15 protein-coding genes are annotated in these 14,807 nt (G+C 69.0%); 7 read left to right on the top strand and 8 right to left on the bottom strand.

Annotated elements, in window-relative coordinates:
* Positions 1-20 precede the first annotated feature (20 nt).
* From C8K36_RS07570 to C8K36_RS07545, 6 genes are all read right to left on the bottom strand, one after another.
* A complete protein-coding gene (locus C8K36_RS07570) occupies positions 21-794 on the bottom strand; it encodes an ABC transporter permease (RefSeq protein WP_107983875.1) in 774 nt (257 codons plus the stop codon).
* Positions 791-1,849 (bottom strand): ABC transporter ATP-binding protein, encoded by a 1,059-nt coding sequence (locus tag C8K36_RS07565; protein WP_107983874.1) that lies wholly within the window; start codon positions 1,847-1,849, stop codon positions 791-793. The genes C8K36_RS07570 and C8K36_RS07565 overlap by 4 nt, the downstream gene beginning before the upstream one ends.
* A 121-nt stretch (positions 1,850-1,970) precedes the next feature.
* Positions 1,971-2,714 carry a DUF305 domain-containing protein gene (locus C8K36_RS07560; RefSeq protein ID WP_107983873.1) on the bottom strand — a complete coding sequence of 248 codons (744 nt, stop codon included), beginning with the start codon at positions 2,712-2,714 and terminating at the stop codon, positions 1,971-1,973.
* Positions 2,715-2,796: 82 nt separating this feature from the next.
* Complete coding sequence (locus C8K36_RS07555; RefSeq protein WP_146176467.1) at positions 2,797-3,186, bottom strand: DUF6153 family protein; 390 nt, start codon at positions 3,184-3,186, stop codon at positions 2,797-2,799.
* A gap of 29 nt (positions 3,187-3,215) precedes the next feature.
* Positions 3,216-4,034, bottom strand: coding sequence for an alpha/beta fold hydrolase (locus C8K36_RS07550; protein WP_258195309.1), 819 nt, complete (start codon positions 4,032-4,034; stop codon positions 3,216-3,218).
* Between the two features lie 34 nt (positions 4,035-4,068).
* Positions 4,069-4,809: a hypothetical protein gene (locus tag C8K36_RS07545; RefSeq protein WP_107983871.1), complete on the bottom strand. Its 741-nt coding sequence runs from the start codon at positions 4,807-4,809 to the stop codon at positions 4,069-4,071.
* Positions 4,810-4,967: 158 nt separating this feature from the next.
* On the opposite strand from C8K36_RS07545, the gene C8K36_RS07540 reads away from it, so the two are divergent.
* On the top strand, positions 4,968-5,354 hold the full coding sequence (locus tag C8K36_RS07540) for a VOC family protein (protein ID WP_107983870.1): 387 nt from the start codon (positions 4,968-4,970) through the stop codon (positions 5,352-5,354).
* 12 nt (positions 5,355-5,366) lie between these two features.
* Here the strand turns inward: C8K36_RS07540 and C8K36_RS07535 are convergent, their stop codons facing one another.
* Together C8K36_RS07535 and C8K36_RS07530 are read right to left on the bottom strand one after the other, a co-directional pair.
* A complete protein-coding gene (locus C8K36_RS07535; protein WP_107983869.1) occupies positions 5,367-6,437 on the bottom strand; it encodes a glutathione S-transferase family protein in 1,071 nt (356 codons plus the stop codon).
* A 29-nt stretch (positions 6,438-6,466) separates the two neighbouring features.
* Positions 6,467-7,171, bottom strand: coding sequence for a GNAT family N-acetyltransferase (locus tag C8K36_RS07530; protein WP_107984297.1), 705 nt, complete (start codon positions 7,169-7,171; stop codon positions 6,467-6,469).
* 94 nt (positions 7,172-7,265) lie between these two features.
* Here C8K36_RS07530 and C8K36_RS07525 point away from each other — a divergent pair, with 94 nt between their 5' ends.
* The 6 genes from C8K36_RS07525 to C8K36_RS07500 all read left to right on the top strand — a co-directional run bounded on the left by C8K36_RS07525 (position 7,266) and on the right by C8K36_RS07500 (position 14,771).
* The gene (locus tag C8K36_RS07525; RefSeq protein WP_107983868.1) at positions 7,266-9,629 is read left to right on the top strand and encodes an ATP-binding protein; all 2,364 of its coding nucleotides are present in this window, start codon (positions 7,266-7,268) and stop codon (positions 9,627-9,629) included.
* A gap of 109 nt (positions 9,630-9,738) precedes the next feature.
* Entirely contained in the window at positions 9,739-10,608 is an 870-nt protein-coding gene (locus C8K36_RS07520) for an alpha/beta fold hydrolase (protein ID WP_107983867.1), read from the top strand.
* A gap of 31 nt (positions 10,609-10,639) precedes the next feature.
* Complete coding sequence (locus tag C8K36_RS07515; RefSeq protein ID WP_107983866.1) at positions 10,640-11,440, top strand: enoyl-CoA hydratase/isomerase family protein; 801 nt, start codon at positions 10,640-10,642, stop codon at positions 11,438-11,440.
* A gap of 85 nt (positions 11,441-11,525) precedes the next feature.
* Positions 11,526-13,046: a class I adenylate-forming enzyme family protein gene (locus tag C8K36_RS07510; RefSeq protein ID WP_107983865.1), complete on the top strand. Its 1,521-nt coding sequence runs from the start codon at positions 11,526-11,528 to the stop codon at positions 13,044-13,046.
* On the top strand, positions 13,036-13,797 hold the full coding sequence (locus C8K36_RS07505) for a crotonase/enoyl-CoA hydratase family protein (RefSeq protein WP_107983864.1): 762 nt from the start codon (positions 13,036-13,038) through the stop codon (positions 13,795-13,797). Before C8K36_RS07510 ends, C8K36_RS07505 begins: the two co-directional genes overlap by 11 nt.
* A 5-nt stretch (positions 13,798-13,802) precedes the next feature.
* On the top strand, positions 13,803-14,771 hold the full coding sequence (locus C8K36_RS07500; RefSeq protein ID WP_107984296.1) for an adenosine deaminase: 969 nt from the start codon (positions 13,803-13,805) through the stop codon (positions 14,769-14,771).
* Positions 14,772-14,807 lie beyond the last annotated feature (36 nt).

The following is a 14,807-nucleotide window of genomic DNA, read 5'->3' as shown; positions in this document are numbered from 1 at the left end:
GGCTGGTCCGGTGGCGCCTGTCAGGTGATGTCGCGGCTGCGGGTGGCCCACCAGCCGAGCCCGCACGCCGTGGCCGCCCACAGCGCCAGTACGAACAGCGAGAGCGGCCATCCGGGCAGGCCGTCGAGGGCGCCGTCGTCGACGACGTCGATGAACGCGGCGACCGTGACCGACCCGGGTAGCCACTGGCCGACGGCGTCGAGTCCGAGCCCGGACAGGATCAGCCGGGTGACCCCTTCGCCGAGGACGTACCACGCGACGAGCCCGACGGCGCTACCGATCGACGAGGCCGTCGTGAGGGCCAGGCCCGCGCCGAGCAGCGTCCACAGGGCGGTCGCGAGCAGACCGATCGCGAGGACGCCGAGGATCGTGCCGTCCACCTGGAATTCGTCCGGCGACGCGATCAGCAGGAGCGGCACGCTCACGATCTCGATGACCAGGCAGTACAGCAGGCCGAACCCGGCCGTGACCGCCAGCTTCGCGCCCACCACTTGGTCTCGTCCCCGCGTGGTCAGGAACGTGCCGGCGAGGGTGTGGTGCCGGTATTCGGCGCCCGCGTTGACGGCCCCGAACAGCGCCGCGAACAGGAACACCGAACCGAGCGCGACGAACAGGCCGATGCCGGCGACGGCAATCCCGATCTCGTCCGACTCGGAGTCGGAGGCGACTGCGGAGATGAGCGGCATGCTGATCGCACCGGACATCACACCGATCAACAGCGGCGCGAGCCCGAGCGCCCACCAGAACCGGAGCGTGATCACCTTGCGGAACTCCGCGGTCAACAGTCGGGTCATCGCGGTCCACCTCCGTTCGTCGGGCCGAACCACGGCTGGATCGGCTGTGGTGGGGGCGACTGGGTCGGGGGATAGCCCGGAGGCGCTCCGTAGCCGGGCGGCGGCGGACCGTAGCCCGGGGTGACGGCCGATCCGGGTGCGGCGTACTGCCCGGACGTCATCGCCAAGAACACCTGCTCGAGGTCGACGTGTTCGGTGGCGGCGCCGAAGACCGTGACGTCGGCATCGGCGGCCACCCGGCCGACGGTGCCGGGATCGGATCCGCCGATCGCGATGCGGCCGTCCGCGAGATGCGTGGTGTCGACGACGCCGGTCGCAGCCAGGGCGGTCGCGAGGCGAGCGGGATCCGAGCACGCGACGAGGAGACGGGCGCGATGCGCCGTGCGTAGTTCCTCCATCGATCCCTGATGGACGAGTGTTCCGCGGCTGACGATCACGACGTGGTCGACCATCTGCTCCACCTCTCGCAGGAGGTGACTGGACACCAGCACGGTGCGCCCGGAGCGGGCGAAGCCGAGTAGGAATTCGCGCAGCCACGCGATGCCCTCCGGGTCGAGACCGTTCGCCGGTTCGTCGAGCACGAGGATCTGCGGATCGCCGAGCAGTGCAGTCGCGAGGGCCAGGCGTTGGCGCATGCCGAGGGAGAAGACTCCCGCCTTGCGATCCGCGGCATCGGTGAGACCGACGAGGTGCAGGACCTGTCCGGCGCGGGCGTCCGGAACGCCGATGGCCGACGCGTACACCCTCAGATGGTCGAGAGCCGTTCGGGCGGGATGCAGGCCGCGAGAGTCGAGGACGACGCCGACCACACGCGCGGGGTCGTCGATCCTGCCGAACGGAACCCCGAGGATCGTGGAGTCGCCACCGGTCGGGCGGATCAGCCCGAGCAACATTCGGAGCGTCGTCGTCTTCCCCGAGCCGTTGGGTCCGAGGAAGCCGGTGATCGATCCGTGCGGCACGGTGAAACTCAGGTCGGACACCGCGCGAACCGATTTGAACTGTTTGGACAGCGCCAGCGCTTCGATTGCGGCGGGTGCGCCGAACTGGATGCTCACGATTCCCCCTCGTGCCGATGACGACCGATCGAATCAACGAGAGGGTACCGGTCGGTCCGGACCGTGCACCCGGCGTCGCCGACGCCGGGTGCACGGCCGCCGGCCGGACCGGATGGCCGGACTACTTGTTCAGCAGCGCTTCCATCTGGGCGATCTCCGCCTGCTGGCTGGCGACGATCTGCTGCGCCAACTGACGGACCTGCTCGTTCTCACCGTTCTGGAGGATCTGCTCGGAACTGGCGACCGCGCCCTGGTGGTGCTCGATCATCATCTCGAGCCACATGCGGTCGAATTCGGGGCCGTTCGCGTTCTCGAGCGCCTTCATCTGGTCGCCGGTCATCATGCCGTGGCCGCCGCCCTCCATTCCGGGCATGGAGTTCATCGGTGCCGAGGTCATCGGTGCGGAGGTCATCGTCGGCATCGACGTCATGGGAACCGGCGTGCCGTGATCCATGCCGTCGTGATCCGAATCGTCGTGGTCGGTGGTCGCGCCGGGGGAGTGGGCCGCGCTGGGTTCCGGTACGCCCCACGCCTTCAGCCAGCCCTCCATCTGCTCGATCTCCGGGCCCTGGGCCTTCTCGATCTGCGAGGCGAGCGCGATGACATCGGGGTTGCCGCTGCGGCTGGGGACGAGTTCGGCCATCTCGACGGCCTGTTCGTGGTGCGGGATCATCATCTGGACGTACTCGACGTCCGCCTGGTTGTGCGGTCCGCCCTGTTCGGCCGTGCCGGACTCGGTCGCGGACGCGCTTGTCGTCGAAGTGGTGGTTGCGGTGTTGTCGGAGCCGTTGTCGGAACAGCCGGCGACGAGGGCCACGACGGCCGCCGCGGATCCGACGGAGACGAGCATGCGCTTGGTGTTCATGATCTGTTGTTTCCTCACGTATTCGGTGATCAGGGACCGGGCTGCGATCGAAAGGCCGAAAGGCCTTGTCGCAGTGGCCCTGTCACACTCGCAGGATGCACAGGGTGGACAGGAATGTCGACGTGGTGGGGGCGAACGGCGGTCCGCGGCCGGCGCGCTGCCCCGGACCTGCTGCTCGACGGAGGCGAATGCGCTGGGCGCGCGCCGTGCGCAGCAGTAGCCAGATCGCGATGGTGAGGGTGGCCGCGACGAGGACCGCGAGGCACAGGTGGAAGGCGCCGTGTCCGGGTGTGTGACTGGGATCGTCCGGAACCGGTTGGGTGGGGTGGTCGGAGTGGCCGCTCCCGTGCTGGAAGGCTGCCGCGGATCCGCTGAGGGTTCCGGTGGTCACGTGGTGCATCGCGAGCACGCCAAGGGTGAGCGCACAGAGTGCCACCAGTCGAGCGAACGTCACTCGAAGCTGGCCGGGCATGGTTCGACTGTACCGACCGGAAGGGTGGGTCAGCGGGTCAGGAACGGGAGCACTTCGGCGAGGAACTCGCTCGGGCAGTCCAATTGCGGGCAATGACCGCAACTCGGAATGATCGTGACCGTGCGATCGGCGGTGGCGGCTACGCGACGGGCCGCGCTGGCCGGGGTGAGCAGGTCGTTCTCGCCCCAGACCAGTAGCGCCGGCACGGTCAGTTCGTCCAACATCCGAGGTATCGGCATCTGCGCGATCTCGCGGATGACGACGGTGCCGATCGCGAGCAGGTTCGCGATCTGCTGGCGGGTCGCGTAGTGCTCGGCGTAGCCGGCACGGACGGCGGCGTCGGCCCGCCGCGGGTGCCGCAGTGCCAGGCTCGCGTAGACGGCGCCCACCATCTGCTGGAGATAGCGATCGGGAAGCGGCCCGGTGAGCACGCGGGCCATCCGGTCGATCCGCAACTGGGTCCCTCGGGTCCATGACCGCGGGATCCGGGTCACGCCCGGCATGTCCGAGAGCACGACATTCGCGACCAGGTCGGGTCGCCGGGAGGCGAACGCCAACGCCGTCACCGACCCCAGCGAGTTGCCGATCACGCTGACGCGATCCGACTCTCCTGCAACAAGATCGGTGAGTGCCTCCACGTAACCGTCGATGAGTGGTTCCCGCCAATGCCCGGCACTGCGCCCGAAGCCGGGAAGATCCACGGCGAGCACCCGATACCGCTCGGCCAGGGTGGGAATCACCTTCTGCCATGTGCCACCGTGATCGGAGTACCCGTGGATCAGTACCACCGTCCGCGCGCCGGAACCGGCGGTCAGGACGTGGGGTCGGCTGGGGGTGTCCGGGAGCACGGCGGTCGTCCTTTCCTCGCTCCGGCCCTCGGCCTCAGCGCCGGATGATGCGGTTCTCGCTGTCCAGTGGCTCGACGACGTGGAGCCTGGCCGCACTGTGTGGATCGACCCGGTCGGGCCAGATCGCGGGCGCCGGGCCGAACGCCTCCCGTGCATTGTCGATCACCCCGCGCCCGATCGCACGGTTTCCGGCCCCGCCGATCACCGCGCCGACGCCCGCCGGAAGGAGTTTGCCGAGGACCAGCGCACTGCGCTTGGCCGCGTACTTGGTGACGAACTTACGCACCAGCGAACTGTTCATTGCCCGCATCGTTCCGGGCGGAATCCGGCCGGTGACGAGTCGCGCCCAGTTGGTCGCGGTGAGTCCGGTTGCCCGCTCGACGATCTCCATCCCCGATTCACCCAGCGCGACTGACAGGACGAGCGCGCGACGCTGCTGGTGGTCGACCGGTGAGATGCCGTGGACCGAGGCGATCGCGAGCGTGAGCAGCGCGGAGGCCTCGATGAAGAACGCCGTCTCGGCGCCGACCGCGGCGATCGACGCGACTGTGCCCACGGCCGGGACGGCGGCCGCGGCGCCGACCGCGCTGCCACTGCCGGTCACGGCGGTCAGGAACATCTTCTCCATCCGCGTGACGATCTGCGCGGGCGTCTCGTCGGGGTGGGCCCGGCGCACGCGTTCGACGTATTTCGCGACTGCGGGCGCCTGCAGTCGGCTCGCGTTGTCCAGTACGGAGACGATCGTCGACTCCAGTCGGCTCTGCTTCTCGGCCATCGTCGGTCCTCACTCGTATGCGGTGTCGGCGACCCGGTTCTGTTGTCACCGACTCTACGGAAACGGACGAGACGCCCGCTGAATTCCCCGGTCGAGGGTCCGTTCCTGCGGATAGGCTGGACTGGTCCGTGGCGCCGAGCGGAAGGTGGGTATTCGACATGGCTGGTTCGACCCGGGTCTGGCCCGCGTTGCGGTATGCGGACGCCCGCGCAGCGATCGTGTTCCTCGTCGAGGCGTTCGGTTTCGAGGAGAAAGCGGTCCACGGCGAAGGCGACCGCGTGGATCACGCCGAACTGGGGTGGCCGGGCGGCGGGGGCGTGATGCTCGGGTCGCCGCGCGAGGACTCGGTGCTCACCGATCTCCCCACCGGCGTCGGCGCGGTCTACCTGGTAACCGACGACCCGGACGGGCTGTACCTGCGGGCGGTGGACGCCGGGGCGACCGTCGTCGACGGTCTGAGTGACGAGGACTACGGTTCCCGCGGGTTCACGTGCCGCGATCCGGAGGGCGTCTACTGGAGCTTCGGTACCTACACCGGGGAGTGAACGACGTCATTCTTACCGCCCGGTAGTCCAACGTTCGGTGGCCCAGTGTGACAGCGGCACAACCTCTTCCGGTCGTGGTGGGTGCGGCGCGGTGCCGCTCCCGAAAGGTCGTCCGCCGAGAGCCTCGCGGCCGTGCGGTTCGAGCCAGTGCGACAGGTCCGGACCCTTCGGGACGATCTGTGTCGGATTGATGTCGCGATGAACGATGTAGTAGTGCTGCTTGATCTGGGTGAAGTCGATGGTGTCACCGAATCCCGGTGTCTGGAACAGGTCTCGTGCGTAGTTCCACAGCACGGGCATCTCGGACAGCTTGCTGCGATTGCACTTGAAATGACCGTGGTACACCGCGTCGAAACGGGCGAGTGTCGTGAAGAGCCGGACGTCAGCCTCGGTGATGGTGTCGCCCACCAGGAATCGCTGGGTGGACAGCCGCTCGGTGAGCCAGTCGAGACGGTCGAACAGCCGGTCGTACGCGCTGTCGTAGGCGTCCTGTGATCCGGCGAAACCACAGCGGTACACACCGTTGTTGACGTCCCGGAACACCAGGTCCGCGACCTCGTCGATCTCGTGCCGCAGGTCCTCCGGGTACAGATCCGGGGCTCCCTCGCGGTGGAACTCCTTCCATTCGGTCGAGAGGTCGAGCGTGATCTGGGAAAAGTCGTTGGTGACCACCTGCCCGGTCGCGATCTCCACCATCGCGGGCACGGTGATGCCGCGGGAATAGTCGGGAAAGCGGGCGAAGTACGCGTCCTGCAGGCGGGGGATCTGCAGCACCGGATCGACGCCACCGGGATCGAGATCGAACGTCCAGCTTCGTTCGTCGTGGGTGGGCCCGCAGATCCCCATCGAGAGAACGTCTTCCAGCCCGAGGAGTCGTCGGACGATGATCGCGCGGTTCGCCCACGGGCACGCGCGCGCGACGACCAGCCGATATCGGCCGGGCTCGGCCGGGTACCCGTCCCGCCCGTCGGCGGTGATCCGGGTGGTGATGTAGTGGGTGTCGCGGGTGAACTCCTCGCCGGGTTCCACGAAATCCGCGCCCACGCCGGTGTCGGTCGTCGGGTCCCTACCGTCGTCGCTCATCGCACATCAGCTCCGTGTGTCGATCCTTCTCACACGGTACTGGCCGTCACCGCGATCGACAGGTGGGTTCCGAGTTCCTCGTACCCGAGGCGGGCGGCCAGCCTCCGCGATGCCGTGTTGTCGCGGTGTGCGCGCCACTGTGGAATCAGTCCGGCGTCGAGCGCGTCGTTGGTTGCCAACTGAGTCGCCGTCGCACCGAGCCCGCGCCGTCGCGCGGACGGGACGGTCAACGCCCCCATGTCGGCGACGATGCCCTGCCATTCGGCGTAGCCGGCGGATGCGAGTGGATGGTGATCGTCGTCGACGATGGTGAACCAGGTGGACTTACGGGACAGGTCGGCCTCGGCGACATCGTCCGGCGGACACAGACCCTCGAGCGCGGCGACGTGCTCGCGTTCATGGGAGACGAGGGGCTCCTCGACCGCGATGCTCTTACCGAAGTCGGCGGCCCAGCCCAGTTCGACGGGCCCCGAACAGCGTCCGGCATGGTCCTTCGCGAGGGAGAGCAGACCGCCCGCGTGGACGAGTTCGTCGTCGTCGTGCTGCTGTGCCCGCTGCACCGCCCAGCCGGGGCCGACGAGCGCGCTCGCGCCGGCGATCGTCACGAACCTGATCCGGTCGACGCTCTCGTCGACCCGAACGTGACGGGCGCCCGAGTCGGTGAGGGCTCGGTCTGGAAGGCCCAGTTCCCGCGCCCACGCCAGTCGGATGATGTCGATCTGATGGCCGTCCACGCGGTCAACGGTAGTGGGTGCCGAGAGCGCGATGATTCGGCGTCGATCGGCGTACCGTCGAATCAGCAAGCGGATCGAGGGAGCGTGACAGCTCATGTCGCCCACCGCCGGTAGCAGCAGACAGGGAAACCTGCCCTCCACGTTGACGACGTTCGTCGGTCGACGGCGCGAACTCACCGGTGCCAAGCGCTTGCTCTCCGAGTCCAGGCTGGTGACGCTCCTCGGTATCGGCGGCGTCGGCAAGACTCGTCTCGCGCTGCGGGTGGCGGAGGACGTGCAGCGCGACTTCCCGGACGGCGCATGGTTCGTCGAGTTGGCGGAGCTGCACGACCCGGGTCTGGTGCCGGACACGGTCGCCGAGGTGTTCGGGCTTCACGATCAGGCCGCGCAGCCCACGGCGCACCTGCTCGTCGACCACCTGGCGGACCGGAACGTGCTCCTCGTGCTGGACAACTGCGAGCACCTCGTCGACGCAGCCGCGAAGCTGGTCGACGAACTACTGCGCGAGTGTCCGAGTGTGCGCGTCGTGGCGACGAGTCGTGAACCTTTGGGGGTGGGTGGGGAGGCGGTCCTTCGCGTTCCCCCGCTGCCCGTTCCGGACCCGGATCGGCCGCCGAGCCTCGAGGCGTTGCCCCGGTACGAGTCGGTGACGCTGTTCGAGGAGCGCGCCCGCGCGGCCGTCCCGGACTTCGCGGTCACCGAGGACAATCGGGAGACCGTGGTGCAGATCTGTCACCGACTCGACGGGCTTCCGCTTCCGATCGAACTGGCGGCGGCGCGGCTGCGGGCGCTGTCGCCCGAGCAGATTCTCGAACGTCTCTCCGACCGGTACCGAATCCTCACCGCCGGTAGCCGGGTGGCGCCCACGCGGCTGCAGACACTGCGACTCAGCGTCGACTGGAGTTACGGGCTGTGCACGCAGGCGGAACAGCGACTGTGGAGCCGGCTCGCAGTGTTCTCCGGTGGCTTCGAACTCGATGCCGTCGAGGGCGTCTGCGCCGACGGGGCCGGATCGGGCAACATGGTGGACCTGGTCGCGTCGCTTGTCGACAAGTCGATCCTCACCGCCGAGAAGACGGGTACCACGGTCCGATACGGGATGCTCGAGACGTTGCGGGATTACGGACAGGAGAGGCTCGAAGAGTCGGGGGAGTGCGGACGATTCCGGGGGCGACACCGCGACTGGTATCTGCACCTCGCGGAGGATGCCGAGGCGCACTGGATCGGTCCCCGGCAGCCCGAGACGGTCGCGCGACTGACCCGCGAGCGAGCGAATCTGCGGGACGCGCTCGAGTTCAGCGTCACCGATTCCGCGGAAGGCGAGGCGGGGGTCCGGATGGCCAACGCGCTGTTCCCGTTCTGGTTCTGCCGCGGGATGCTCGGGGAGGGCCGGCACTGGTTCGCCCGGGTGCTCGCTGCGTCGGACGACGGCCCCGACTTCCGACGGATCGCGGCGCTGGCCGCGGCCAGTCAATTCGCGGGAATGCAGGAGGACTTCGCCGCGGGGACGGCGCTCGTCACCGAGGCCGACCGTCTTGCCGCCGAGATCGGCGATCCGGTCGCGGACGCGATCGTGTCGCACGCGCGCGGGCGCCAGGCACTGTATCGGGGTGAGTTGACCGAGGCGATCGGTCATTTCGAGCGAGCTGTCGGACCGTTCCGAAGCCTGACGGATCCCCATCGCCTGATCTGGGCGCTGCTGGCGTTGGGGCTCGTGGCGGGGATGGACGGTGACATCGGACGTGCTCGGGCATGCCACGAGGAGGTGCTCGCGATCACGCGATCCCGCGGGGAGTCTCAGTGTCGCGCGCGGGCGATGTTCCTGTTGGGTCTGACGTGGTGGCGGCAGGGCGGGTACGACCGAGCGACCGCGCTGTTCACGGAGGCGCTCGCCCTCTCCGTCCAGGTCGACGACCGATTCGCGGGAGCGGGCTGTCTCGAGTCGTCGGCGTGGGGTGCGGCGCTGGCGCGGGACGGCGAACGGGCTGCAGTCCTCTCGGGGGCCGCCGAGTCGCTCCGGCAGGCGATGGGGGTGCCCCCGGTGCTGATACCGACCATGATGTTGTTCCACGAAGAGTGCCGGCGGCGGTGTCGTGCCCTCCTCGGTGAGCGGGCCTTCGAGGGGGCGTTCACTCGCGGCGGCGCTCTCGAATTCGCCGATGCCGTCGACTATGCACTGTCGCGGGGAGATGTCTCCGGACTCACGCGCCCCGAGATGGACGCGCCGACGGCCCCGATGCGGATCGTGGTGCCTGCCGCGGACGCACCGGCTCTGACCCGACGCGAGCGGCAGGTCGCCGATCTCGTCGCCCAGGGCATGACCAACCGGGACATCGCCGAGACACTCGTGATCTCGCAGCGGACGGCGGAAGGCCATGTCGAGCGGGTGCTCGCCAAACTCGGCTACGGATCGCGCACCCAGATCGCGGCGTGGGTGGCGGAGCAGAACCGCGCCTGACCGGTATCGGCGGAATACACGTATCCGAAACAGGTAGAACGGCCGTCCCGGCGCCGCCGGTCTGCGGGAAGTGTGTGACGCAGCGCATACCGGAAGTCGAGGCCCCGCCGTGCACCATCAGTCGCCCACCCACCGTTCGATCTCCCCGTCCGCCCGGGGGCTCGCCGAGATCCACTGGCACGACGCCGTCGTCGACGGGCGCAGGGTCCCGTACGGGACCGCGGGGTCGGGTGCGCCAGTGCTGTTCCTGCATGGATTCGGGCTGTCGCCGCGGATCTACGCGAGCGCCGTCGAGCGCCTGGCCGCGACCGGGGTGCAGGTGTACGCCCCGGTTCTGCCGGGCTTCGCCGGCACCGACGCCCTGCCGCCTGAGGAGCACGGCTTCTCCGGTTACGCGGACTGGGTGGCCAGCTTCGTCGGTGCCCTCGGCATCGACGCCCCCGTCACACTCGTCGGGCACTCGTTCGGGGGCGGTGTCGCACTCGCGTCGACCGAGCGTCTCGAAGCGCAGGTGTCGCAATTGGTGCTGGTCAATTCGGTCGGTGGAGCGGCGTGGGAGCCGGACGGACTCGTCCGACACCTGCGCGAGCGCCCGCTGTGGCGCTGGGGTGTGTCGGCCGCGGTCGACGCCGTGCTCGCGCGGTCACCGTCGTCGGCGCTGGCCGCGATCACGGGCGACACCCTGCGGAACGCGATCCGCAACCCGGCCGGGTTGTGGCGGATCGGTGAACTTGCCCGAACCGCGGATCTGCGGGACACCGCAGCGTCCGTTGCCCGACGCGGCGTCCCGACCGCGATGGTGTGGAGCCACGGAGACAGTTTCATTCCGCAGGCCAGCTTCCGGTCGCTCCGAAATGCGTTGTCCGACCCGCGCGTCCACACGGTCCAGGGGTGTCACGGCTGGCTGATCGGCGACCCGGACGGCTTCGGGCGGGCGATGACCACTGTCCTGCGTCCGCCGCTCAGCGTGGCGGTCTGACGAGAAACGAGGCCTGTGCGACGCTGAGGCGATGACCGAGCCATCCGCGGGCCCCACTCGCCTCGAGCGCGTCACCACGGCCGCGGGTGCCGAGGTCGCGGTCCTCACCTTCGATCACGGACCGCTGAACCTGTTCGACCAGGCCATGTTCGACGCCGTCATCTCCGACATCGACGATCTGACCGCCCGCCCGCCGCGGGCGCTCCTGTTGCGTGCGGACGGCAAGGTCGTCTCGGGCGGCGTCGACGTCCACGTGTTCGACGGCCTCACCGCCGAGCAGGGCGCGCAGCTGTGGGAGTCGTTGTTCGCACAGATCTGCCATCCGCTCGAGGCGCTGCCGTGCCCGGTCGTCTACGCCGCGCATGGGCTGACCCTCACTGCGGCCTTCGAGATCGCCCTCGCGTGCGACATCATCGTCGCCGGACCCAAGGCCCGGTTCGGACTCGTGGAGACGGTCGTCGGGCTGACGCCGTCGATGGGCGGCCCGCAGCGCCTCGCCGAACGGGCGGGGTCGGGGCGAGCCCGGGAACTGGTGATGACCGCGGATCTCTACGATGCCGCCACCCTGCACGACTGGGGTGTCGTCAACTACGTGCACGACGATGTCGACGCCGAGGCGCGGGCGCTGGTCGCGAGGCTCGCGGACGGGCCGACTCGCGCGCACGCCGCGACCAAGCGGATCGTGGAGGCGTGGAGGTCGGGTGGCATCGCGCACGCGGATTCGGTCACCCCGGAGGTGTCGGGCGCGCTGTTCGACACCGACGACCTGCGGGGCGCGGTGCGCACCTTCCTCGGAGCCGGGCCCGGACACGCGACGTACCGCGGGCGATAGCGAACCGCCGACCGCGCGGTTCTCTCGGCACTTGTGTGACGAGGGTCATATAGTCGGGGCCAAACCGAACTCGGTGGAGGTGGCTATGGCGTCGCTGCTCGAGTACCCGCCCACGGCGGAGCGGTCGCGCGGCGATCGTATGGTCCGCTGCGCCGACGGCCTGCTGCACTACTCCGGGCTCGCGACCTGCCTCACGGAACTGCTCGACGTCGCGGTGCATCGGTATGCGGGCCGGGAGGCGGTCGTCGAGACCGGTGGCGGGCCGAGGCTGACGTACGGCCAGTTGTGGACGTCGGCGTCCCGGGTCGCCGGTGGGTTGATCGAACAGGGTGTCGGCATCGGGGACCGGGTCGCGATCCGGATGCCCAACGGTTCGCGGTGGGTGCAGGCTTTTCTCGGGGTGCTGCTGGCCGGCGGTGTGCCGGTGCCGGTGCATCCCGGTCACGACAGCGCGCAGTTGCGGCACATCCGCGCGGACAGCGGAAGCCTCCTGCTGCTCGATCGCGACCTCCCGAGCGGGACCCCGTTCATCGACGACGGTGCGGCGCGCGGCGATTCGGCCCTGCTGTTCTACACCGGCGGGACCACCGGGCCGCCCAAAGGCGTCGAACTGAGCCATGAGAACGTGCTGTCCACGATCGAGGCGGTGCTCCGGTCGTGGGGCGGTGCGGCGGATGGTGTGCGGCACGCGGTGGCACTGCCGCTGAGTTCCGCTGCGGCGTGTGTGGCACAGGTGTTGCCCACGCTGGTCTCGGGCGGGACCGTGGTCCTGGCGGCCGAGTTCGACGCCGACTCTTTGCTGCACACCCTCGATGTCGAAGCCGTCGAACGGCTTTCGGCTCCGGCTCCGCTGTATCGGCAGTTGGTACACGCGTCCGGCGGTGAGGTCGGGACTCTGCGATTCCTCGGACTCGACGACGAACTGCTCTCGGTGGCCACACTCGAACAGTTGGGTCACCGGTTTCCCGCGGCCGACGTCGTCTCCGGCTGGGGGATGACCGAAACCGGAGGCGCCGGCATGATCCTGCGGACGAGCAGGGTCGGGGATCGTCCCGAATTGCCGCACGGGGGAATGGAGTTCGCAATCTCCGGAGTCGTCGACGACGGCGCAGCGGGGGAGTTGTGGTGTCGCGGTCCGAGCGTCATGCGCGGCTACTGGGGCGACCCCGGGGCCACCGCCCGCACGATCGCCGGTGGTTGGCTGCACACCGGCGACGTCGTCCGGATCGGGCCGGCAGGGGAGGTCCGGTTCGTCGGCCGCGCCGCGGACGCCGTCGAGATCCCGCGCGGTGTGGTCTACAGCAGGGAGATCGAGGACGTAGTGCTCGCCTTCCCCGGCGTCGAGGAGGCCGCGGTGGTGGGCGTGCCGACCACGCGGGGGCCGGATCTCGGGATAGTCGTCGTCCCCGCGCCGGGAGTGTCACTGAACGTCGATGCGATCCGGACATACCTCGATGGACCGCTCGGGCACCGCCTGCCGCCTCGGCTGTGCGTGAGTGTGCCGCGACTGCCGAGAGGATCCACGGGACGGGTCGACCGTCGGTCGGTGCGCTCGTGGCTGGAAGAATCGTGCTCCATGACGAAGGGAAGCATCGATGTCGGATGAGGTTTTGCTCGAGCGGCGTGATCGGGTCCTGGTGATCACGATCAACCGCCCCGAGGCGCGCAACGCGATCAATGGTGCCGTCAGTCGAGGACTGGCGGCGGCCGTCGACGAACTGGACGCCGACGACGGCCTGTCGCTCGCGATCCTCACCGGCGCCGGCGGAAACTTCTGTGCAGGTATGGATCTCAAGGCGTTCGTCGCCGGCGAGACCATCGTGGTTCCGGGGAAGGGGCTCGGGTTCACCGAGGCGCCGCCGCGCAAGCCCATCATCTCCGCAGTCGAGGGGTACGCGCTCGCCGGCGGCACCGAACTCGTCCTCGCCACGGATCTCGTAGTTGCGTCGCGTGAGGCGAAGTTCGGGATTCCCGAGGTGAAGCGGGGACTGGTCGCGGGCGCCGGCGGGCTGGTGCGCCTGCCCCAGCGGATCCCCTACCAGAAGGCGATGGAGTATGCACTCACCGGTGACCCGTTCTCGGCCGCGGAGGCTGCCACCTACGGGCTGGTCAACACCGTCACCGAAGCGGGCGGCGCACTCGTGACCGCTCTCGCCCTTGCCGATCGCATCACCGCCAACGGTCCCCTCGCGGTGGCGAAGACGAAGGAAGTGATCGTCCGGTCCGGCGAGTGGTCCGCCGACGAGGCGTTCACCAGGCAACTCGAGATCATCGCTCCCGTATTCGTTTCCGAGGACGCGCGCGAGGGAGCGACGGCCTTCGCCGAGAAGCGCGCGCCGGAATGGAAGGGGCGTTGACGGACATGGCAGCGACACCGTTTGCGGAGTTGCACATGCACATCGAGGGAGCGCTGGGGCCGGAGTTGATCTTCGCGCTGGCCGACCGGAACCGGATGCACCTCCCGTACAGCGGGCTTGCGGACCTCGAATCCCGCTACGAGTTCACGGATCTGCAGTCGTTCCTCGATCTGTACTACGCCAACATGGCGGTGCTGCGGACTGCGGAGGACTTCGCGGATCTCACCCGCGACTACCTGCGCCGCGCCTCCGCGGCGGGGGTGCGGCACGCGGAGATCTTCTTCGACCCACAGGCGCACGTCACTCGCGGCGTTCCGCTGCAGGAGGTGCTCGACGGGATCCTCGGCGCGCTCGATGCGAGCGAGCGGGAGTTCGGTGTGAGCAGCGGACTCATCGCCTCCTTCCTCCGCGACCAGCCGGTGCACGACGCGGAAGAGATCCTGGGCGAACTCCTGCGCCTGCGGGCGCCCATCATCGGCGTCGGTCTCGATTCGGCGGAGGTCGGGTATCCGCCGACACTGTTCGAGGACGTGTTCGCCCGCGCCCGGTCCGAGGGACTGCATGTGGTGGCGCACGCCGGCGAGGAAGGTCCGCCGGAGTACATCTGGCAGGCGCTCGATCTGCTCGGGGCCGAGCGGATCGATCACGGCGTACGGTGCCTCGAGGATTCGGCGCTCATCCAGCGTCTGGTGGACGAGGAGATCCCGCTGACAGTGTGCCCACTGTCGAACGTCCGACTGCGGGTCGTGGATTCGATGGACGAGCATCCGCTCCGGACCATGCTGCAGGCAGGTCTGCGCGTCACGGTCAACTCCGACGACCCCGCCTATTTCGGGGGTGACGTAGGCGAGAACTTCGCACAACTGCGCACAGGCATCGGACTGACCGAGGACGAGATCGAGACCCTCGCCCGGAATTCGATCGAGGCGTCGTTCGCGAGTGACGCGCGCAAGGCCGAACTGCTGGCGCTCTGACCGCGCTCATGCGAGAGCCCCGGCCACTACGGTGAC

Origin of the sequence: Rhodococcus sp. OK519 (assembly GCF_003051005.1) — a bacterium.
GTDB lineage: Bacteria > Actinomycetota > Actinomycetes > Mycobacteriales > Mycobacteriaceae > Prescottella.
The sequence above is the reverse complement of the archived record's forward strand: the minus strand, read 5'-3'. Positions and strand labels throughout refer to the sequence as shown.